General features: G+C 64.2%; 22 protein-coding genes. 8 read left to right on the top strand and 14 right to left on the bottom strand.

What is annotated here, in order from left to right:
• The first annotated feature begins 5 nt into the window (after positions 1-5).
• Genes ssuC through A4F85_RS04355 form a run of 3 tightly spaced genes read left to right on the top strand, consistent with a single transcriptional unit; the run spans position 6 to position 2,120 of the window.
• The gene (ssuC, locus tag A4F85_RS04365) at positions 6-854 is read left to right on the top strand and encodes an aliphatic sulfonate ABC transporter permease SsuC (protein WP_063325754.1); all 849 of its coding nucleotides are present in this window, start codon (positions 6-8) and stop codon (positions 852-854) included.
• Between the two features lie 15 nt (positions 855-869).
• Positions 870-1,850, top strand: a complete 981-nt coding sequence (locus tag A4F85_RS04360) for an ATP-binding cassette domain-containing protein (protein WP_012206435.1) — start codon at positions 870-872, stop codon at positions 1,848-1,850.
• Positions 1,851-1,904: 54 nt separating this feature from the next.
• A complete protein-coding gene (locus A4F85_RS04355; RefSeq protein ID WP_012206434.1) occupies positions 1,905-2,120 on the top strand; it encodes a TOBE domain-containing protein in 216 nt (71 codons plus the stop codon).
• 41 nt (positions 2,121-2,161) lie between these two features.
• Here the strand turns inward: A4F85_RS04355 and A4F85_RS04350 are convergent, their stop codons facing one another.
• From A4F85_RS04350 to A4F85_RS04335, 4 genes are read right to left on the bottom strand one after another with little or no spacing between them, the layout of a single operon-like run.
• A complete protein-coding gene (locus tag A4F85_RS04350) occupies positions 2,162-2,641 on the bottom strand; it encodes a DUF2269 family protein (protein WP_012206433.1) in 480 nt (159 codons plus the stop codon).
• A complete protein-coding gene (locus A4F85_RS04345) occupies positions 2,638-3,042 on the bottom strand; it encodes a DoxX-like family protein (protein ID WP_063325753.1) in 405 nt (134 codons plus the stop codon). The genes A4F85_RS04350 and A4F85_RS04345 overlap by 4 nt, the downstream gene beginning before the upstream one ends.
• The gene (locus A4F85_RS04340) at positions 3,035-3,904 is read right to left on the bottom strand and encodes an NAD-dependent epimerase/dehydratase family protein (RefSeq protein WP_063325752.1); all 870 of its coding nucleotides are present in this window, start codon (positions 3,902-3,904) and stop codon (positions 3,035-3,037) included. Before A4F85_RS04340 ends, A4F85_RS04345 begins: the two co-directional genes overlap by 8 nt.
• A gap of 32 nt (positions 3,905-3,936) precedes the next feature.
• The gene (locus A4F85_RS04335; protein ID WP_012206430.1) at positions 3,937-4,497 is read right to left on the bottom strand and encodes a GbsR/MarR family transcriptional regulator; all 561 of its coding nucleotides are present in this window, start codon (positions 4,495-4,497) and stop codon (positions 3,937-3,939) included.
• Between the two features lie 187 nt (positions 4,498-4,684).
• Here A4F85_RS04335 and A4F85_RS04330 point away from each other — a divergent pair, with 187 nt between their 5' ends.
• Together A4F85_RS04330 and rlmD are read left to right on the top strand one after the other, a co-directional pair.
• On the top strand, positions 4,685-5,002 hold the full coding sequence (locus A4F85_RS04330) for a hypothetical protein (protein WP_063325751.1): 318 nt from the start codon (positions 4,685-4,687) through the stop codon (positions 5,000-5,002).
• A 76-nt stretch (positions 5,003-5,078) separates the two neighbouring features.
• Positions 5,079-6,551, top strand: coding sequence for a 23S rRNA (uracil(1939)-C(5))-methyltransferase RlmD (gene rlmD, locus A4F85_RS04325; protein WP_034395354.1), 1,473 nt, complete (start codon positions 5,079-5,081; stop codon positions 6,549-6,551).
• Between the two features lie 101 nt (positions 6,552-6,652).
• Here rlmD and A4F85_RS04320 read toward each other — a convergent pair whose 3' ends face one another.
• Together A4F85_RS04320 and A4F85_RS04315 are read right to left on the bottom strand one after the other, a co-directional pair.
• Positions 6,653-7,081 (bottom strand): hypothetical protein, encoded by a 429-nt coding sequence (locus tag A4F85_RS04320; RefSeq protein WP_012206427.1) that lies wholly within the window; start codon positions 7,079-7,081, stop codon positions 6,653-6,655.
• A 66-nt stretch (positions 7,082-7,147) separates the two neighbouring features.
• Positions 7,148-7,840 (bottom strand): Bax inhibitor-1/YccA family protein, encoded by a 693-nt coding sequence (locus A4F85_RS04315; RefSeq protein WP_012206426.1) that lies wholly within the window; start codon positions 7,838-7,840, stop codon positions 7,148-7,150.
• Positions 7,841-8,030: 190 nt separating this feature from the next.
• Here A4F85_RS04315 and A4F85_RS04310 point away from each other — a divergent pair, with 190 nt between their 5' ends.
• The gene (locus A4F85_RS04310; RefSeq protein WP_063325750.1) at positions 8,031-8,438 is read left to right on the top strand and encodes a GlcG/HbpS family heme-binding protein; all 408 of its coding nucleotides are present in this window, start codon (positions 8,031-8,033) and stop codon (positions 8,436-8,438) included.
• Between the two features lie 261 nt (positions 8,439-8,699).
• Here A4F85_RS04310 and hemP read toward each other — a convergent pair whose 3' ends face one another.
• The 8 genes from hemP to A4F85_RS04270 form a co-directional block, all read right to left on the bottom strand.
• On the bottom strand, positions 8,700-8,921 hold the full coding sequence (gene hemP / locus A4F85_RS04305) for a hemin uptake protein HemP (RefSeq protein ID WP_012206424.1): 222 nt from the start codon (positions 8,919-8,921) through the stop codon (positions 8,700-8,702).
• Positions 8,922-9,121: 200 nt separating this feature from the next.
• Complete coding sequence (locus tag A4F85_RS04300) at positions 9,122-9,535, bottom strand: ExbD/TolR family protein (RefSeq protein ID WP_013801671.1); 414 nt, start codon at positions 9,533-9,535, stop codon at positions 9,122-9,124.
• Positions 9,536-9,538: 3 nt separating this feature from the next.
• On the bottom strand, positions 9,539-10,261 hold the full coding sequence (locus A4F85_RS04295; protein ID WP_012206422.1) for a MotA/TolQ/ExbB proton channel family protein: 723 nt from the start codon (positions 10,259-10,261) through the stop codon (positions 9,539-9,541).
• A 15-nt stretch (positions 10,262-10,276) separates the two neighbouring features.
• Positions 10,277-10,978: an energy transducer TonB gene (locus tag A4F85_RS04290; RefSeq protein WP_013801672.1), complete on the bottom strand. Its 702-nt coding sequence runs from the start codon at positions 10,976-10,978 to the stop codon at positions 10,277-10,279.
• Positions 10,979-11,079: 101 nt separating this feature from the next.
• Positions 11,080-11,352: a (2Fe-2S)-binding protein gene (locus A4F85_RS04285; protein ID WP_012206420.1), complete on the bottom strand. Its 273-nt coding sequence runs from the start codon at positions 11,350-11,352 to the stop codon at positions 11,080-11,082.
• A gap of 106 nt (positions 11,353-11,458) precedes the next feature.
• Positions 11,459-12,586, bottom strand: a complete 1,128-nt coding sequence (locus A4F85_RS04280; RefSeq protein ID WP_063325749.1) for an alpha-hydroxy acid oxidase — start codon at positions 12,584-12,586, stop codon at positions 11,459-11,461.
• Positions 12,587-12,703: 117 nt separating this feature from the next.
• Positions 12,704-13,003, bottom strand: a complete 300-nt coding sequence (locus tag A4F85_RS04275) for an SWIB/MDM2 domain-containing protein (RefSeq protein ID WP_012206418.1) — start codon at positions 13,001-13,003, stop codon at positions 12,704-12,706.
• Between the two features lie 216 nt (positions 13,004-13,219).
• Complete coding sequence (locus A4F85_RS04270; protein ID WP_063325748.1) at positions 13,220-14,170, bottom strand: DMT family transporter; 951 nt, start codon at positions 14,168-14,170, stop codon at positions 13,220-13,222.
• Between the two features lie 362 nt (positions 14,171-14,532).
• On the opposite strand from A4F85_RS04270, the gene aceA reads away from it, so the two are divergent.
• Positions 14,533-15,864 carry an isocitrate lyase gene (aceA, locus tag A4F85_RS04265; protein ID WP_013801675.1) on the top strand — a complete coding sequence of 444 codons (1,332 nt, stop codon included), beginning with the start codon at positions 14,533-14,535 and terminating at the stop codon, positions 15,862-15,864.
• 309 nt (positions 15,865-16,173) lie between these two features.
• Positions 16,174-18,105 (top strand): threonine--tRNA ligase, encoded by a 1,932-nt coding sequence (gene thrS, locus A4F85_RS04260; protein WP_034395367.1) that lies wholly within the window; start codon positions 16,174-16,176, stop codon positions 18,103-18,105.
• Positions 18,106-18,179: the final 74 nt, after the last annotated feature.

Below are 18,179 nucleotides of genomic sequence, written 5' to 3'. Positions count from 1 at the left end.
CACGCATGTCCGATGCACGTACCGTTACTGCGCTGCCGGCCTCCGCCCCCCCGGCCGGCGATTCCTGGTCGCCGCTGCTGCGCTTTGCGGCCGGCGTGGGCCGCCGCCTGGTGCCCTGGCTGGTGCCGCTGGCGCTGATCGCCGTCTGGCAGGCCGCCTCGGCGTGGGGCTGGCTGTCCACGCGGGTGCTGCCCGCTCCGCTGGATGTGCTGCGCGCCGCGCAGGCGCTGGCCGAGTCGGGAGAGCTGCTCAAGCATGTACAGGTGAGCGCGGGCCGCGCGCTGGGTGGCCTGGCCATCGGCGGCGGGCTGGGGCTGGCGCTGGGCCTGCTCACGGGCTCGCTGCGCTGGGCGGAGACGCTGCTGGACTCCACCATCCAGATGGTGCGCAACATCCCCGCGCTGGCGCTGATTCCGCTGGTCATCCTGTGGTTCGGCATCGACGAGAGCGCCAAGCTGTTCCTGATCAGCGTCTCGGTGTTCTTTCCCATCTACCTGAACACCTTCCACGGCATACGCAATGTGGACCCCGCGCTGATCGAGATGGGGCGCAGCTACGGCCTCACGCGCTGGCAGCTGTACCGCGAGGTCATCCTGCCGGGCGCGCTGTCCTCCATCCTCGTCGGCCTGCGTTTTTCGCTGGGCCTGATGTGGGTGATCCTGATCGTGGCCGAGACCATCTCGGCGCAGTCGGGCATCGGCTACCTGACCATGAACGCCCGCGAGTTCCTGCAGACCGACGTGGTGCTGGTCGGCATCCTGCTGTACGCCCTGCTGGGCAAGCTGGCCGACTGGTTTGCGCGTGCGCTGGAGCACTGGTGGCTGCGCTGGCATCCGGGCTACCAGCCCAAGTGACACAAGGAGCACGACATGAGCCGATGGAACCGCATGAAGACCACGCTGGCACAGGCCGTGGAGCTGAACACCACCGCGCCGGCGATGGCCTGGGAGGCCTCGTTCGACGCCGATGGCCTGGACGTCAGCGACCGCCTGGCCCAGAACGACGATGCGCCGCAGTCCGCATCCCCCCAATCCGCACCGCGCCGTGGCGTGCGCCTGCAGGCCGGCGGGCTGACCAAGCGCTACGGCCAGCGCGAGGTGCTGCACGAAGTGCAGCTGCAGGTGGAGCCTGGCGAATTCGTCGCCATCGTGGGCCGCAGCGGCTGCGGCAAGAGCACCTTGCTGCGCCTGGTGGCTGGGTTGGAGCAGGCCACGGCCGGCACCTTGCTGCTGGACGGCGAGCCCGCCCGCGCCGTGCAGGGCGCCCAGGGCGGCACGCGCATCATGTTCCAGGATGCGCGCCTGCTGCCCTGGCGGCGTGTGCTGGCCAATGTGACGCTGGGCCTGCCCGCCTCGGCCCAGGAACGTGGCCGCGAAGTGCTGGCCCAGGTCGGCCTGGCCGACCGCGAGGGCGAATGGCCGGCACGCCTGTCCGGCGGCCAGCGCCAGCGCGTGGCCCTGGCGCGTGCCCTGGTGCACCGCCCGCAACTGCTGCTGCTGGACGAGCCGCTGGGTGCGCTCGATGCGCTCACCCGCATAGAGATGCACCGCCTGATCGAAGGCCTGTGGCAGCGCCACGGCTTCACGGCCCTGCTGGTCACGCATGACGTGCAGGAGGCTGTGGCCCTGGCCGACCGCGTGGTGCTGATCGAGGACGGCCGCATCGCGCTGGATGAACGCATCGCCCTGCCGCGGCCGCGCGTGCACGGCAGCGTGGCGCTGGCGGCCATCGAGCAACGCATTCTCGACCGCGTGCTGCAAAAGCCCGCCGCCGAGCCCGAAGCCAACCCGCTGACCGACACCACGGCCTGGCCCGGCGTACCGGCCCATGGCCTGCGCTGGGCGGTCTGACTTTCCGTTTTCCCCAACCTTCCTTTGATTCCTTTTGATCCCCAGGAGAAAAACATGTCCATTCAAGCCATCAACGTGCGCAACCAGTTCAAGGGCCAGGTGCGCGAAATCATCCGTGGCGACGTTGTCTCCGAAGTCGATGTGCAAACGCCCTGGGGCGTGGTCACCTCGGTGATCACCACGCGCTCGGTGGACGAGCTGGGCCTGGTCGTGGGCTCCGACGTGGTGGCCCTGGTCAAGTCCACCGAAGTGTCCATTGCCAAGCTCTGAGGCCAAGCTCTGAGGCCAGGCACTGAAGGTGCTGCCGATGCTCAACCGCCCCAGAGCATCGGCTTGTTGACCATGAGGTAGTAGGTCACGGCCATGGCAATGAAGGCCGGATAGCCCAGCGCCTCCCAGCGCCGGGCATAGACGGCATACAGCGCGGGCAGGGCGGCTTGCGCTGCGTGCGCGCCGCGCGCCATTGCGGCCATGCGCACCTGCAGCCAGACCACGGGCAGCCAGCAGGCGCCGGCCAGCAGGTACAGGCCCAGCGACAGTGCCAGCCACGGCGTGGTCAACGGCCAGCCTGCCATGTGGGCCAGGGCAATGCCGCTCACAGGCTGTATGACCACGCAGGGCGTGGTGAACCACCAGTCCGCACGCACCACCAGGCGGCTGACCACGGCCTGGGCAGCGACGCTGCCGCTGCGGTTGGCGAAGAACATGTAGAAGGCCGAGCCCAGGCCGGTGCCGACCAGCAACACGCTGGACGCGATATGCAGCGTCTTGAGCAACAGGTAGAGATTCATGCGGACTCCTTGGACGTGACGGGCGCCGACATCAGGTGCAGCAGCATGGCTGCGATCGGCAGGTTCTTGAGCAGCGGCCCCAGCGGATGCAGCCACAGCGTGGGCTGCAGCACCGTGGCCAGCGCGGTCATGGCGGCCATCAGCAGCAAGGCCGCCAGATAGCTCTCCCGGCCCGGCCGCAGCCACAGCGCCAGGCCCACGGCCAGGTCGGCGAGCAGGCCGCTCCAGACCAGGAATGTCTGCCAGCGCGCATCGTGGATGCCGGCATCGGCCAGTACCTGCACGCTCAGGCCGCGGTGCTCGATGGCGCTGACCAGGGCCGTGCCCAGCCAGACGGCGATCAGGCTCAAGTGCATGGTGCGCTGTGAAGGGGGCACCTGGCGCAGGCGGTGTTCACCCATGGCGCAGCGTGGCCAGCAGCTGGGCGGGCGCAATGCCGGGCCGGCCCAGCAGGCCTTGCAATCCCGCCGGATCGGTGACGTTGTCGCTGGCCAGCATGGCCAGTGTCTCGCTGCACCACGGTGAGGCGCTGACCCAGTCGCCAGCGCGTGCGCTGGCGCGGGTGAGCCAGCCGGGCAGCGTGCCCATGCGGGCCGGAGCGCGGCCCATCTGCGCGCGCAGGCTGGCAATCAGTGCGGCCAGCGGCAAGGGCAAGGGGCCACCGATCTCGATCATGCCCACGGGCTCGGGGCGCGTCACCAGGCCGGCCACGGCCTCGGCCAGGTCGCGCACGGCCACGGGCTGCACGCGGGCCTGCAGCACGGGGCGCGGCAGCAGCAGCGCCGGCAGGCGCGCCATGGACAGGAACATCTCGCTGCTGGCGCCGCCAGCGCCGAACACCACGCTGGGTCGGACCACGCAGCCTTGCAGATGTCCGGCTGCCGTGAGTGCCAGCAGATGCTCGTCAGCGGCGCGCTTGGTGGTGGCGTAGCGCGTGGCACTGCCTTCTATGCCCAGGGCAGAGATCTGCACCACGCGCCGCACGCTGGCCGCCGCGCAGGCATCGAACAGGGCGATGGGGGCCTGGGCGTGCATGGCATCGATGGGCCGGGAGGCGCTGTCGCGCAGCACGCCCACGGCATTGACCACGGCATCCACGCCCGCCAGGTGCGGCAGCCAGGCCTCGGGCGTGGTGGCCTTGGCGTAGTCGAGCGCAGGCAGGGAATGGCGGCTGCGCGCCACGGGATCATGGCCGGCCAGGACCAGCAGGTTGACGATATGGCGGCCGATGAAGCCGTTGCCGCCGCAGACCAGAATGCGCATGGTGACCTCCAGTTTCTCTTGTGACGGAAATTTCAGGCTCGGCGTCCGCGCTTGACGCGGGTGTCAGCGGCCTCGGAGCGCACGAAGCGCTGCACGCTGGCGCCCAGGCGCAGCAGCTTGTCCAGCGTGGAGGGCGACAGGCGCAGCATTTCATCGGTCCAGATGCCCAGTGACTCCATGAGGCGCAGCGTCTCGTGCACGCGGTCCTGGGTGTCGGGGGATTCGGCATCGAAACCGGGCTCGGCGATCAGTTCTCGCAGCATCTCCGAGGTCGGGTCGAATTCGCGCTGCTTGCGCTCTCGCACGATGGTGCGCAGCAGCTCCCAGACATCGGACGAGGTCTCGAAATAGTCGCGGCGGTCACCAGGCCTGCGGCTGGTGCGGATCAGCTCCCAGCCTTGCAGTTCCTTGAGGCTGTTGCTCACGTTGGAGCGAGCGGCGCCCAGCGTGTCGGCAATCTCTTCCGCGTTGAGCGGGCGGCCATGGAAAAACAGCAGGGCGTGGATCTGGGCGACCGTGCGGTTTACTCCCCAGGAGCTGCCCATGTCGCCCCAATGGTGGATGAAACGGTGTGCGATGGGACTCAGTTGCATGGCCTCAGTGTCTGCAGGCCTGAAATTTCTGTCAAGAGAGAAATTTGAGAAAGCTGAAAAATCAAAACCGGCTGCAGCGCGGAGGCGGCACCTGGCGGGGCGCGGCATGTGCTGCTCCATAATGCTGGGCAGCTTGGCCTGCCACCCAGTACATACACAGGCGGGCCGCCGTTTTGAGGGGAACACCATGACTGCTGTGCAAAACCTGCGTGCCATCACCGTGCTGGCCGCCTGCGCGCTGGCGCAGGCCGCGTCTGCCGCCTGCTATTCCGTCTACACGCCCGAGCAGGAACTGATCTACCGCTCCAACCGCCCGCCGGTGGACCTGACCTTGCCGCTGCACCAGACCGTGGACAAGATCGAGCGCGGCGCCACCATGGTGTTCACGCTGGACGAATTCAACTGCATCATCGAAATCAACCTGCTGGCCGAACGCGAGCAACTGGCCCGGGCGCGCCAGGAGCGGCAGCGGGACCTGGGCCGCAGCAGCACTCCGCGGTCCTGAGAGGCAAAAGCGAGTTGGGGGCTTTTTTGGGGAGCCGCCAACAGGGCAAGGGGAGAGCCTGAGACAATCGTGCCCCATGAGTGAACCCCGCGACAACAAGATCCCCGACAACCTGCCCGAAGCCGACATCGACGCCCCTGCACTGCCCGAAGGCTGGCTGCAGGTGCTGTCCATGGATATGGACGCCCAGGGCGTGGCCCGCAAGAGCGATGGCAAGGTGGTATTCATCGACGGCGCCCTGCCGACCGAACTGGTCAGCGCCAACACCCATCGCAAGAAAAACAACTGGGAAGCCGCCAGCCTGACGGCCATCCACCGCGAATCTTCCCAGCGCGTGCGCCCCGGCTGCCCGAATTTCGGTCTGCATGCCGGCGCCTGCGGCGGCTGCAAGATGCAGCATCTGCACGTGGGCGCCCAGGTGGCCATCAAGCAGCGCGTGCTGGAAGACAATCTCTGGCATCTGGCCAAGGTCAAGCCCGAGACGCTGCTGCGCCCCATCGAAGGTCCATCCTGGGCCTACCGTTTCCGCTCGCGCCTGTCGGTGCGCTATGTGGCCAAGAAGGGCAAGGTGCTGGTGGGCTTTCACGAGCGCAAGAGCCGCTACATCGCCGACATGGAGACCTGCAAGATCCTGCCGCCCCATGTGGACGCCATGCTGCTGCCCATGCGCGCGCTGATCGCCTCCATGGATGCGCGCGAAACCTGCCCGCAGATCGAGGTTGCCTGCGGCGACTCCGTCACGGCCCTGGTGCTGCGTCATCTGGAGCCGCTGTCCGAGGACGACCAGGCCAGGCTGCGCGCCTTCGCAGTCGAGCACAACGTTCAGTGGTGGCTGCAGCCCAAGGGCCCGGACACCGTGCACCTCATGGAGCAGGGAGGCGCCCAGCTCGACTACGGCCTGCCCGATTTCGGCATCACCATGCCGTTCAAGCCCACGGACTTCACCCAGGTCAATCCGCACATCAACCGCGTTCTGGTCACGCGCGCGCTGCGCCTGCTGGATGTCAAGAAGGATGAGCGGGTGATCGACTGGTTCTGCGGTCTGGGCAACTTCACCCTTCCCCTGGCCACGCAGGCGCGCGAGGTGCTGGGCATCGAGGGCAGCGATACCCTGGTCAAGCGCTCCCATGAAAACTACGCGGCCAACAACGCACAGCGCGCAGAGGGCGACAAGCTCGCGCCCACGCGCTTTGTGGCGCGCAACCTGTTCGAGATGACGCCCGAGATGCTGTTCGCCGACGGCGTGGCCGGCAAGTGGCTGGTCGATCCGCCGCGCGAAGGCGCGTTTGCGCTGTCCAAGGCCCTGGCCGACATCCACCAGGCGCGCATCGGTGCCGAAGGCGCCGAGCCCCTGCCGGCAGGGCATGAGGCCTGGCGCTTTCCCGAGCGCATCGTCTATGTCAGCTGCAATCCCGCAACGCTGGCGCGCGATGCCGGCCTTCTGGTGCATCTGGCCGGCTATCGCTGTGTGTCGGCAGGCGTGGTCAACATGTTCCCGCACACGGCCCACGTGGAGAGCATGGCGGTGTTCGAGCGCTGCGCAGACTGACGGCCTGGCTGCCCGCGCCATGAAAAAAGCCGTGGAGCCCTCGGGCGGCCACGGCTTTTTAACGGGCGGATCCAGATCTCAAATCCGGATCTCAAAAGGGGTCAGCTGCGATTGCGGCCTGAGGTCGGCTCGGCAGGCGCCTCGTCCTTGTCGCTGCGGCGGCGGTCGCTCTGGCCCAGGACCGAAGGCGTGCCCTCCATCTTGTTGGCGCGCATGTATTCGTCCATATCCTTCCAGCCTGCAAACACCAGGGCCTTGGACGATTTGGGGTTGAGCGTGTAGCAATCCTCCAGCCCGCGCAGGGCATGGCGGCACGCCCCGCCGATGGCCTTGGCCTCGGCCTCCTTGGCGACGGTGCGGGGGTCCGGTCCCAGGCCCGGAATATCATCCAGCTTGCAGCCGGCAAGCAGCGTGGGCAGCAGCAGGATGGCGAAGGTGCGGGGAAGATTAGGCATGGTCATCTTGAGGAGATTATCGGCAGGCCCTGGAAGAAGTTGAGTCCGCTTTGCACAAATGATGATCCCGGACATGCAAAAGGCCTCCCGAAGGAGGCCTTTGGTGTGCAGCAGGGAAGGCGAAGCCTTCCGCGTGCGGCATCAGTCGCGTTCGCCGCCCATGATGCCAAGCAGGGCCAGCAGGCTCTGGAACACGTTGAACAGGTCCAGGTACAGAGCCAGCGTGGCGCTGATGTAGTTGGTCTCGCCGCCGTCCATGATCTGCTTGAGGTCATAGAGCATGTAGGCGCTGAAGATGCCGATGGCCGCCACCGAGATCGCCATCATGCCGGCCGTGGAGCCGATGAAGACGTTGATGATGGAGCCCACGAACAGTACCAGCACGCCGACGAACAGGAACTTGCCCATGCCCGACAGGTCGCGCTTGATCACCGTGGCCAGCGAGGCCATGACCAGGAACACGCCGGCCGTGCCTGCAAAGGCGGTCATGATCAGCTCGGAGCCGTTCTTGAAGCCCAGGATCATGCCGATCATGCGCGACAGCATCAGGCCCATGAAGAACGTGAAACCCAGGAGCACGGGAATGCCGGCTGCCGAGTGCTTTGTCTTCTCGATGGCGAACATGAAGCCGAAGGCGCCGCCCAGGAAGACGATGAGCCCCAACCCGCCGCTCAGCGAGCGCGTGATGCCCGTGGCCACGCCCAGCCAAGCGCCCAGCACGGTGGGGAGAAGACTCAGGGCCAGCAGCCAGTAGGTGTTGCGCAATACGCGATTGCGCTCTTGCTGCGAGACACCGTAGCCCGCAGAGCCCAGTGTGGTGACTTGATCATTCATGTGGCCAGTCCTCCGAAGGAGTGTTGTTGCGACTTGCCCATTCTAGGTGGCGGTTTGCGCGCGACTTGCAATACCCCGAGCCGCCGCCATGGTTTGGTTTCGAATGTTTTGTTCTGCGCATGCATTGTCAGTCCTCATACGATTGCTATGCTTATAGGACATTTGTGATGGAATGGATAATTGGAATCTTATGAAGACCAAGCATGAACTCGAACTGGCCGACGTGAAGGCCATTGCCGCCGCCGCAGAAGCCGAGGCGCTGAAGAACAAGTGGGCCGTGACCATTGCCATCGTCGATGACGGCGGCCACCTGCTGTGGCTGCAGCGCCTGGATGGCGCCGCCGCCGTGTCGGCCCACATCGCTCCGTCCAAGGCCCGCTCGGCGGCCCTGGGCCGCCGCGATACCAAGGGCTATGAAGACATGATCAACAACGGCCGCACGGCCTTCCTGAGCGCGCCCACGCTGGACGGCCTGCTCGAAGGTGGCGTGGCCATCATGAAGGACGGCCAATGCCTGGGCGCCGTGGGCGTCAGCGGCGTCAAGGCCAGCGAGGATGCGCAGGTTGCCAGCGCCGGCATTGCTGCTCTGGGCCTGTAATAGCTCCTGGTGCACCCATGCTGCATGAATCGGTCCTTGGGGACTGATCCATGCAGCCAAGAAAAAGCCCCTGTGCCGATGCACAGGGGCTTTTTCTTTGGTCAATCTGCGCTGCAGCGCGGGGAAAAAATGCTTGGCTACGCAAAATCCGGAGATTTTGTTGGCTGGCTAATCGACCTCTGAGACTGGAAGTCCCAAGGTCGCCCCACGATGAAACGAAGAAGCCGCCGGTCGGGCATCCGACGACGGCCGGAATCTTGCTTATTTGGTCAGGATGAGCTTGCCCAGCTTGGTGGCCTGCAGGCGGTAGGGCGTGCCGTTGTGCACGATGGTCACAGCCTTTTGTCCATTGAGCAGCAAGGTGCTGTCGAGTCCGCTGGCGGCCCCGGTCAGGGCTGCAGATGCTGCGGCCTGCAGCGCTGCAAAGGCCTGGGCGTTGGAGTTGCCGGACAGATGCGAGGTGGCGGCGGAAGTGGCAGACATGCAGGGAATTCCTCAAAAATTGGAAAGTTTTGTGAATGATAACAATTCTCAATTGAAAATCAAGTGAGACTTACTCGCATTGTGGTTTCTGGGACCAGTCCTATCCCTGCGACCCGATGCACTGCCAACGCGAAGAGAATGAAAAACGGCCCCGAAGGGCCGTTGTCGTTGATCGCCAGGCAAGGAATGCCTGCCACGGCCTACTTGGCCGGGTCCGTCACGAAGCCGATCTTGCGCACGCCTGCGCGCTGTGCGGCGGCCATGGCCTGGGCCACGCGCTCGTAGCGCACTTCCTTGTCACCCTGGATGTGCAGGTCAGGTTGCGGCTCCTTGGCCGCCTCGGCCTTGAGGTTCTCCTCGAACTGCGTATCGCTGACGGCAACGCCATTCCAGTGGTACTGGCCATCGGCGGAGACGGCCAGGCGCACGGTGGCGGGCTTGACGTCCTCGGGCTGGTTGGTGGCGCGGGGCAGGTCCACGTTCACCGAATGCTTCATCACCGGCACGGTGATGATGAAGATGATAAGGAGCACCAGCATGACGTCGACCAGCGGCGTCATGTTGATCTCGTTCATCACCTCTTCGCCGTCATCGTCCATTGTTCCGAATGCCATGGCTTACGCGCCTTTCTTCAGCGGCAGCACGTTGCCGGCTTCCTTGCCGTCGATGGACACGCGGGCGCCGGTCACGAAGTAGGCGTGCATGTCGTGGGCAAAGCTGTTGAGGGCGTTGAGGATGGACTTGTTGCCACGCACCACGGCGTTGTAGCCGAGCACGGCGGGAATCGCCACGGCCAGGCCCAGGGCGGTCATGATCAGCGCTTCACCGATGGGGCCCGCGACCTTGTCGATCGAGGACTGGCCGGACAGGCCGATGGCGACCAGCGCGTGGTAGATGCCCCAGACGGTGCCGAACAGGCCGATGAAGGGAGCGGTCGAGCCCACGGAAGCCAGAATGGCCAGGCCCGATTGCAGACGGGCGGTGAACTCGCTGATGCCGTTGCGCATGCAGCGGGTCACCCAGTCGCTGATGTCCAGCGTGTCATGCAGGTGGGCGCTGGTCTTGCGGTGGTGGGCGGTGGCTTCGCGGCCTTCGAGCACCAGGTAGCGGAAGGGGTTGGAGCGGTCATCGCCCAGCTTTTCCAGGCCGCTGGCCAGGTCGGGGCTGTGCCAGAAGTCCTGGGCGTTGCGCGCCAGCTTCTTGAACTTCACGATGTCCAGGGCCTTGATGATCATCACGAGCCAAGAGGCCACCGACATGGCCAGCAGGATGATGGCGACGGCACGGGTGACGAAGTCTCCCTGCGTCCAGACGTGGGCAATGCCGAATTGGGAATCCATGGATACTCCTGAGAATCAATTGAGGGTGAATTTGACCGGGACGGTGACCCACATGGGGGTTGGCGTGCCGTTGCTCTTGCCGGGGACGAATTTCCAGTTCTTGACGCCGTCCACGGCCTGCTGGTCCAGACGGTCGTAGCCGCTGGATTTGCTGACCTCGATCTTTTGAGGCAGGCCTTGCGCGTCCACGAAGATGCGCAGCGTGACCGTTCCCTGTTCCCCCATGCGTCTGCTGATGGCGGGGTAGTTGGGGGCCGGGTTGTTGAGGTAGGCCGCGTTGTTGGACGGCAATTCGATCTTGGGCGGAGCCGGTGGTGCCGGGGGAGCGGGAGGCGCTGGCGGTGCAGGAGGGGCGGGCGGTGCCGGCGGTGCTTCCACCACGGGCTTGGGCTCGTCGTCCAGCGTGCCGCGCGGCGCCGCAGGTGCAGGCTTGGGGTCGGCAATGGCCTTGGGCAGCGGCGGTGCCTTCTTCACGACCGGCTGGGGTTTGGGAGGTGGTGGCGGAGGAGGAGGCTTGGGTGCCTCGGGCTCGGGAGCGGGTGGCGAAATGAATTCCGCAATCACCTGGGCTGGCACGATGACCTCTTCGGGTGCGCGCTGGAGCAGGCCATGCTGCATCGCCCAAAGGGTTGCTGCATGCAAGACCACGACCGAACCCGCGATGGCCACGTTACGGCCAAGGCCCCCGGGGGGGCCAAAACGATCAGACTGGGACATAGAGACAGAAGGAGCGGTCAGCGTATGGGAGCCGGGTGCTGTCGCTCGGAAGACGGAGTATCAGCTGCGCAGAATCCACCAGGTGCATGTAACGACGAGGATCAGGCTGCCGACAAGTGCTGAGAGGAGGACCATGCTTTGCTCTCCAGAATGTTGTTGGCAAGCTGGACGGTCTGGGCCGCGACCTCGTTGTGGATGGCCGCCACGGGCTGGCTGGCGCAGCATTGCGCCACCACATCCCGGGCGCAGCTTTCGCAGCGGCCGCACTGCATGGCGATACCCAATTCGAATTGGATCTCGTCAAAGCTCATGCCCGCATGAGCGTGGCGTGCGATCTCACGGTCGGAAACCCGGCGGCATACACAGACGATCATGGCTACAGGCAGTAGTGGCTGGCTATTGATAGGATGAAAAATTATAAATGAGAATTCATCGCATTTGCAATTCTTGGTTGTCTGTAGGGCTGTATGGCGCTCGGCTTTACTCGGTATCCAGTAGTTCCACAGTGGCCTGGGCAAGAGTGGCACACCCTGTCAGCGCCATGGCGATCTCCAGTTCATCGCGCAGCAACCTGAGCACATGGGCCACGCCGGCGGCGCCCGCATTGGCCAGCCCCCAGAGTACGGGGCGGCCTATCAGAACCGCCGTCGCCCCGAGGGCGATCGCCTTGAGCACGTCTGTGCCGCGCCGTATGCCCCCGTCGGCCAGCAAGGGAAGCTCGTGGCCCGCGCCGCGCACGGCCCTGGCCACGCGGGCAAGGGCTGTTGCCGTTGCCGGTGCGGTGTCCAGCGTGCGCCCTCCATGGTTGGAGACGATGATGCCCGCTACTCCCAATCTCGCGGCCTGCAGCGCATCGGCCGGGTGGAGCACGCCCTTGAGCAGCAGCGGCAGCCGTGTCTGCTGCTGCAGCCAGGCGACGTCATCCCAGGTAGGGGCATGGTGCAGCAGGCCGTCGAACAGGGGGCTCTGGCCTGGTGCGAGTTGCATGGCTGCAAGTGGCGCCATCCCCTGCAGATTGACGGCAGACACTCCCGGCGGAAGACAAAAGCGCGCGCGGCGTTCACGGTCACGCACACCGCTGGTGGGTGCGTCCACCGTCAGCACCAGCGCTTCGTAGCCTGCGGCCTCTGCGCGCTTGATCAGTTGCGTGGTGAAGCCACGGTCATGCTGCAGATAGAGTTGGAACCACAAAGGGCCATGGCCCGGCGTGAGCCGTGCTGCCTGTGCCACTGCCTCCAGCGGCAGGCTGGCCTGTGTGCTGAGCACCATGCCCGCGCCCAGCGCAGCAGCGGCATAGGCCGTTGCAAGCTCTGCGTCCTCATGGGCCATGCGCTGGAAGGCCATGGGGGCCACCAGCAGCGGGCAGGCCAGATCCCTGCCCAGCAACTGCAGCCGGGTGTGACCGCCTGCAAGGGGGCGGAGCACGCGCGGCCACAGTGTGAGCGCGTCCCAGGCGCTGCGGTTTGCCGCAAGACTGCGCTCATCGGCCGCGCCGCCCGAGAAATAGGCCCAGGCGTTGTCGTCCATCCGCTGCCGCGCATGCGCCTCGTGGTCGGCCAGATTGATGATGCCGTCGGGAACGGCTTGCAGCGCGGGCACTTGACTCATGGCATTGGAATGTTGTCGGTGTGCAGCATCTCCGGCAAGAAGAGGAGATGGCATCCCGGAAAAAAGAAAAGCCGGCCCAGGGGCCGGCTTTCATCCGTCGTGGCGCAGGCCCGAGGATTACTTGACGTGCTTGCCGATCAGGCCAGCCATCTCGAACATCGAGACTTGGGGCTTGCCGAACACTTCCTTGAGCTTCGCGTCGGCGTTGATCATGCGCTTGTTGGCAGCGTCTTGCAGCTTGTTGGCCTTGATGTAGACCCACAGCTTGCTGATGATCTCGGTGCGGGGCAGGGGAGTGGAACCCACCACGGCAGCCAGAGCGGGGCTGGGGGTGAGGGGTTTCATGAAGGCGGCGTTGGGAGTGCGCTTCTTTGCGGGAGCTGCCGGAGCAGCCGTTGCCTTCTTTGCAGTTGCCATGTTGCTTGTTCCTAGTATGGAGTGGATTCTTTACCAGCGAAAAACCGTCGCTATCCACTGGCAGGCTGATGCTAATGGGAAAAAAACGCTCTTCCAAGCTTACCCGTCAAATTTTTGCCTCGATTTGTTGCTGTGGCGCTGTTTTTTGAGGAGTTTTTGCATTCTGGCTCGCTTTCGAGGGCCGCACTGGCAGGTTGGCCGTCGGCGCCAGCGTTTTCAGAGGGGGCTGGCACCGCTCGCGGAAAGGTGTTGTGCAAGGCGTTTTCTGCCCGGCCAGGTGGCCACGAGAATGCCCAGCAGGGCGATCGCAAAGGCCAGCGCCTGCATGGATGTAACCCGTTCGCCCAGCACGCACATGCCGACCACGGCAGCGCTGATCGGCAGCAGTACCGTAAAGGTGCCGGCCTGGGAGGCTGGCACGTTGCGCAAGCCTGTCATCCACAACCACACGGTCCACACGCAGGCGGCAAGGGCGTAGAACAGCAACAGACCCCAGATGCTCCATGCCACGCTGCCGAAGTCGAAGCGCCACGCCAGATACAGCCCGAAAGGCGTAGACAGCGCAAATCCCCAGAGATTGACGATGGATGTGATGCGCTTGGGCCCCAGGGACGTGGTCAGGCGCTTGCCGATGACGGCGTAGAACGCCTCGCAAAGCACGGCACCGACCAGCAGCATCTGCCCCAGCCACGCCTGCGGTGAGGCTGATGCTGCCGAGGCGGCGCCAGCGTCCGGGCGGGACAGTGCATACAGGCCGATGCCCGCCACGGCCAGCGCGATGGCCAGCCAGGTGCGCGCAGCCACGCGCTCGCGCAGAAACAGCCAGCTCATCAAGGCCACGGCAGCAGGGATGGCAGCCATGGTCACGCCGGCCGTGACGGCGCTTGTCAGGCTCACGCCAGTCACCATGCAGATGGTGAAGAGAAAGTTGCCGAACAGCGACTCAAGAAACAGCAGGCCCTGCGTGCGCCGAGACAGGGGTGCCTCTTCAGCCGGCTTGCGCAGCCAGCGCAGCATGGCGATGGCCCCGATGCCAAAGCGCAGCCATGCCAGCAGCAGCACCGGAAAAATGGCCGCCAGAGGCTTGGAGAGGGCGACATAGCTGCCGACCAGGGACATGCTCAGCGCCAGGCAGGCATAGGCAGATCTGCGATGGGAGGTGTTCACGGCAAGTGCAGGTTTGAGAGGCGGGAGCGCCGCCTGAACGCGCGATGGTACCTGTGAGCGCGCCCGGTGTGCGTGACATGTGCCTGTCGCGGACGCTTGCCATGCTGTGGTGACTTTTCATGGCATGGAATCCATGTTTTGCATTGTGAAATATTGAAATGCTGCATTGCGCCAATTTTTCTCAATACGAGAAATGTGATTTCATATTGAAAAATATGAAAATAACTCATTGATTTATATGATGAAAAATTTAGTCTTGTATAAGACACAAGATGTTGATGAGGTCTTCTATAAGACTTAAATTTGATCCCAAGGCCGACGCAAGAAAGCCGCTTGTTTCAACCACCTCCCAGGAGAGCAACATGCCCCAATCCCTGACCCAGCAACTGAGCCGTGAACAGCAGATTTCCGCCCTTGAGAAAGACTGGGCGCAGAACCCCCGTTGGAAGGGCGTCAAGCGCGGCTACAGCGCCGCCGACGTGGTGCGTCTGCGCGGCAGCCTGCAGCCCGAGTACACGCTGGCCCAGCGTGGCGCGGAACTGCTCTGGGACAGGATCAACGGCGGTGCCAAGAAGGGCTACGTGAATGCCTTTGGCGCCATCTCCGCAGGCCAGGCCATGCAACAGGCCAAGGCTGGCCTGGAAGCGGTGTATCTGTCGGGCTGGCAGGTGGCTGCCGATGGCAACACCAGCGAAACCATGTACCCCGACCAGTCGCTGTACGCCTATGACTCGGTGCCCACCATGGTGCGCCGCATCAACAACACCTTCAAGCGTGCCGACGAAATCCAGTGGGGCCGTGGCATCAACCCCGGCGACAAGGAATTCATCGACTACTTCCTGCCTATCGTCGCCGATGCGGAAGCCGGTTTTGGCGGCGTGCTCAACGCGTTTGAGCTGATGAAGAACATGATTGCCGCTGGCGCAGCCGGCGTGCACTTCGAGGACCAACTGGCTGCCGTGAAGAAGTGCGGCCACATGGGTGGCAAGGTTCTGGTGCCCACCCAGGAAGCCGTCGAGAAGCTGATCTCCGCCCGCTTTGCCGCTGACGTGATGGGCGTGCCTACCATCGTGCTGGCCCGCACCGATGCTGAAGCCGCCAACCTGATCACCTCCGATCACGACGCCAACGACAAGCCGTTCCTGACCGGCGAGCGCACACAGGAAGGCTTCTACCGTGTCCGCAATGGCATGGAGCAGTCCATCAGCCGCGGTGTGGCCTATGCGCCCTATGCCGACCTGGTGTGGTGCGAAACCGGCGTGCCCGACATCGGCTTTGCCCGCGAGTTCGCCCAGGCCGTGCATGCCGCCTGCCCAGGCAAGCTGCTGAGCTACAACTGCTCGCCTTCGTTCAACTGGAAGAAGAACCTCAACGACAGCCAGATCGCCTCCTTCCAGGAAGACCTGTCTGCTCTGGGCTACAAGTTCCAGTTCATCACGCTGGCCGGCATTCACATCAACTGGTTCAACACGTTCAAGTTTGCCCACGCCTACGCCAACGGCGAAGGCATGAAGCACTACGTGAACATGGTGCAGGAGCCCGAATTCGCAGCCCGCGAACAAGGCTACACCTTCGTGTCGCACCAGCAGGAAGTGGGCGCAGGCTACTTCGACGACGTGACCACGGTGATCCAGGGTGGCTCGTCCAGCGTCAAGGCGCTGACCGGCTCGACGGAAGAGGAGCAATTCCACTGAAGCGCGGCTTCGGTGAGTGCAACTTCAGGTAGATAGGGGTGAGAAAGCGTCCGGGGCCTTGTGCTTCGGGCGCTTTTTCTTTGTCTGGGGTTAAAATGGCGGGAGTTTTCAATTGACAACAACTGACAAGGGCGAGAAAGGCATCATGGTTATGACACCGCGAACTACATCGGAGATGTACACCGGCCGCTAGCGGCTGGCGGTTCGCGCCTGCACGAGATTCACTCGACCCCAAGAAAGCGCGGACCTGGCTCCGCGCTTTTTGCTTTTGGGGGATGCGCGCCCCCTGAGAAATATTTTAGGAATCCCATGATCCACATTACGCTTCCCGATGGTTCGCAACGTGAGTACCCCGGCCCGGTCACCGTGGCCGAAGTGGCCGCATCCATAGGCACAGGCCTTGCCAAAGCGGCACTGGCCGGCAAGGTGGGGGCTGGCGAGGACGCCAAGGTGGTGGACACCAGCTTCGTCATCGACAAGGACATGCCCTTGTCCATCGTGACGGCCAAGGACGCCGATGGCCTGGAGGTGATCCGCCATTCCACGGCCCACTTGCTGGCCTATGCCGTCAAGGAACTGTTCCCGGAGGCCCAGGTCACCATCGGTCCCGTGATCGAGAACGGCTTCTACTACGACTTCTCGTACAAGCGCCCCTTCACGCCCGAGGACCTGGTCGCCATCGAAAAGCGCATGGCCGAACTGGCCGCCAAGGACGAGCCCGTGGTGCGCCGCGTACTGCCGCGCGACGAGGCCGTTGCGTACTTCAAGGGCATCGGCGAGAACTACAAGGCCGAGATCATCGCCAGCATCCCCTCCAATGAGGATGTGAGCCTGTACCGCGAAGGCAGCTTCGAGGATCTGTGCCGCGGCCCGCACGTGCCCAGCACCGGCAAGCTCAAGTTCTTCAAGCTGATGAAGGTGGCTGGCGCTTACTGGCGTGGCGACCATCGCAACGAGATGCTGCAGCGCGTGTACGGCACGGCCTGGGCATCGAAGGACGACCTGCAGCAGTACCTGCACATGCTGGAGGAGGCTGAAAAGCGCGACCACCGCAAGCTGGGCCGCGAACTGGACCTGTTCCACATCGACGAGCATTCGCCGGGCACCGTGTTCTGGCACCCGAAGGGCTGGTCCCTGTGGCAAGAGGTCGAGCAGTACATGCGCCGCGTGTACCGCGACAACGGCTATCAGGAAGTCAAGGGTCCGCAGATCCTGGACAAGACCCTGTGGGAGAAGACGGGTCACTGGGACAAGTACCGCGAGAACATGTTCACGACCGAGTCGGAAAAGCGCGACTACGCGCTCAAGCCGATGAACTGCCCCGGCCACATCCTGATCTTCAAGCAGGGCATCAAGAGCTACCGCGACCTGCCGCTGCGCTACGGCGAATTCGGCCAGTGCCACCGCAACGAGCCCACGGGCGGCCTGCACGGCATCATGCGCGTGCGCGGCTTCACGCAGGATGACGGCCACGTCTTCTGTACCGAAGATCAGATCCAGCCCGAAGTGCTGGCCTTCACCACGCTGCTGCAAAAGGTCTACGCGGACTTCGGCTTCAGCGACATCATCTACAAGGTCGCCACGCGCCCCGAGGCGCGCATCGGCTCCGATGAAAGCTGGGACAAGGCAGAAGCTGCGCTGATCAACAGCCTGGAGGCTTCGGGCTGCGAGTACGTGATCTCGCCCGGCGATGGCGCGTTCTACGGCCCCAAGATCGAGTACACGCTCAAGGACGCCATCGGCCGCCAGTGGCAGTGCGGAACCATCCAGGTGGATTTCTCCATGCCCGAGCGCCTGGATGCGGAGTACGTGGGCGAGGATGGCGACCGCCATCGCCCCGTGATGCTGCACCGTGCCATCGTCGGCAGCCTGGAGCGTTTCATCGGCATTCTCATCGAGCAGCACGCTGGCGCCATGCCGACGTGGCTGGCTCCCGTGCAGGCCGCCGTGCTCAATATCACCGACGCGCAGGCGGACTATGTGCGGGAAGTCGCACAAAAGCTGCAAAAAGCATTTCCGAATCAAGGCCTTAGGGTGGCGACAGATCTGCGCAACGAAAAGATTACGTATAAAATACGGGAGCATTCGTTGCAAAAGCTGCCTTACATCCTTGTTGCTGGCGACAAGGAGAAGGCCGCTGGTGCAGTGGCAGTGCGCGCACGGGGCAACAAGGACCTCGGTGTGATGTCGGTCGATGCGTTCATTGAACTCGTGGCCAAGGACATCGCGGCGAAGGCCTGATGGAGCATCTCCAAAGGCGGTAGCCGCTTGCGTGTACTGCACACAAGCGGCTACGCTGTTGTAGCAACTTAAAT

It is taken from the genome of Delftia sp. GW456-R20, from assembly GCF_001622915.1.
Lineage (GTDB): Bacteria > Pseudomonadota > Gammaproteobacteria > Burkholderiales > Burkholderiaceae_C > Comamonas > Comamonas acidovorans.
This window is presented reverse-complemented; position numbering and strand designations above follow the sequence as displayed.

What these genes read in the sequence shown, in the direction of transcription:
- A4F85_RS04330 (WP_063325751.1), top strand. Translation starts at nt 4,685, where the DNA reads ATGACTGCTGTGCAAAACCTGCGTGCCATCACCGTGCTGGCCGCCTGC.
- A4F85_RS04280 (WP_063325749.1), bottom strand. Translation starts at nt 12,586, where the DNA reads ATGAGTCAAGTGCCCGCGCTGCAAGCCGTTCCCGACGGCATCATCAAT.
- A4F85_RS04355 (WP_012206434.1), top strand. Translation starts at nt 1,905, where the DNA reads ATGTCCATTCAAGCCATCAACGTGCGCAACCAGTTCAAGGGCCAGGTG.
- A4F85_RS04345 (WP_063325753.1), bottom strand. Translation starts at nt 3,042, where the DNA reads ATGGGTGAACACCGCCTGCGCCAGGTGCCCCCTTCACAGCGCACCATG.
- A4F85_RS04350 (WP_012206433.1), bottom strand. Translation starts at nt 2,641, where the DNA reads ATGAATCTCTACCTGTTGCTCAAGACGCTGCATATCGCGTCCAGCGTG.
- ssuC (WP_063325754.1), top strand. Translation starts at nt 6, where the DNA reads ATGTCCGATGCACGTACCGTTACTGCGCTGCCGGCCTCCGCCCCCCCG.
- aceA (WP_013801675.1), top strand. Translation starts at nt 14,533, where the DNA reads ATGCCCCAATCCCTGACCCAGCAACTGAGCCGTGAACAGCAGATTTCC.
- A4F85_RS04340 (WP_063325752.1), bottom strand. Translation starts at nt 3,904, where the DNA reads ATGCGCATTCTGGTCTGCGGCGGCAACGGCTTCATCGGCCGCCATATC.
- A4F85_RS04335 (WP_012206430.1), bottom strand. Translation starts at nt 4,497, where the DNA reads ATGCAACTGAGTCCCATCGCACACCGTTTCATCCACCATTGGGGCGAC.
- A4F85_RS04315 (WP_012206426.1), bottom strand. Translation starts at nt 7,840, where the DNA reads ATGAATGATCAAGTCACCACACTGGGCTCTGCGGGCTACGGTGTCTCG.
- A4F85_RS04360 (WP_012206435.1), top strand. Translation starts at nt 870, where the DNA reads ATGAGCCGATGGAACCGCATGAAGACCACGCTGGCACAGGCCGTGGAG.
- hemP (WP_012206424.1), bottom strand. Translation starts at nt 8,921, where the DNA reads ATGTCTGCCACTTCCGCCGCCACCTCGCATCTGTCCGGCAACTCCAAC.
- A4F85_RS04320 (WP_012206427.1), bottom strand. Translation starts at nt 7,081, where the DNA reads ATGTCCGGGATCATCATTTGTGCAAAGCGGACTCAACTTCTTCCAGGG.
- A4F85_RS04300 (WP_013801671.1), bottom strand. Translation starts at nt 9,535, where the DNA reads ATGGCATTCGGAACAATGGACGATGACGGCGAAGAGGTGATGAACGAG.
- A4F85_RS04275 (WP_012206418.1), bottom strand. Translation starts at nt 13,003, where the DNA reads ATGGCAACTGCAAAGAAGGCAACGGCTGCTCCGGCAGCTCCCGCAAAG.
- A4F85_RS04290 (WP_013801672.1), bottom strand. Translation starts at nt 10,978, where the DNA reads ATGTCCCAGTCTGATCGTTTTGGCCCCCCCGGGGGCCTTGGCCGTAAC.
- rlmD (WP_034395354.1), top strand. Translation starts at nt 5,079, where the DNA reads ATGAGTGAACCCCGCGACAACAAGATCCCCGACAACCTGCCCGAAGCC.
- A4F85_RS04295 (WP_012206422.1), bottom strand. Translation starts at nt 10,261, where the DNA reads ATGGATTCCCAATTCGGCATTGCCCACGTCTGGACGCAGGGAGACTTC.
- A4F85_RS04285 (WP_012206420.1), bottom strand. Translation starts at nt 11,352, where the DNA reads ATGATCGTCTGTGTATGCCGCCGGGTTTCCGACCGTGAGATCGCACGC.
- A4F85_RS04310 (WP_063325750.1), top strand. Translation starts at nt 8,031, where the DNA reads ATGAAGACCAAGCATGAACTCGAACTGGCCGACGTGAAGGCCATTGCC.
- thrS (WP_034395367.1), top strand. Translation starts at nt 16,174, where the DNA reads ATGATCCACATTACGCTTCCCGATGGTTCGCAACGTGAGTACCCCGGC.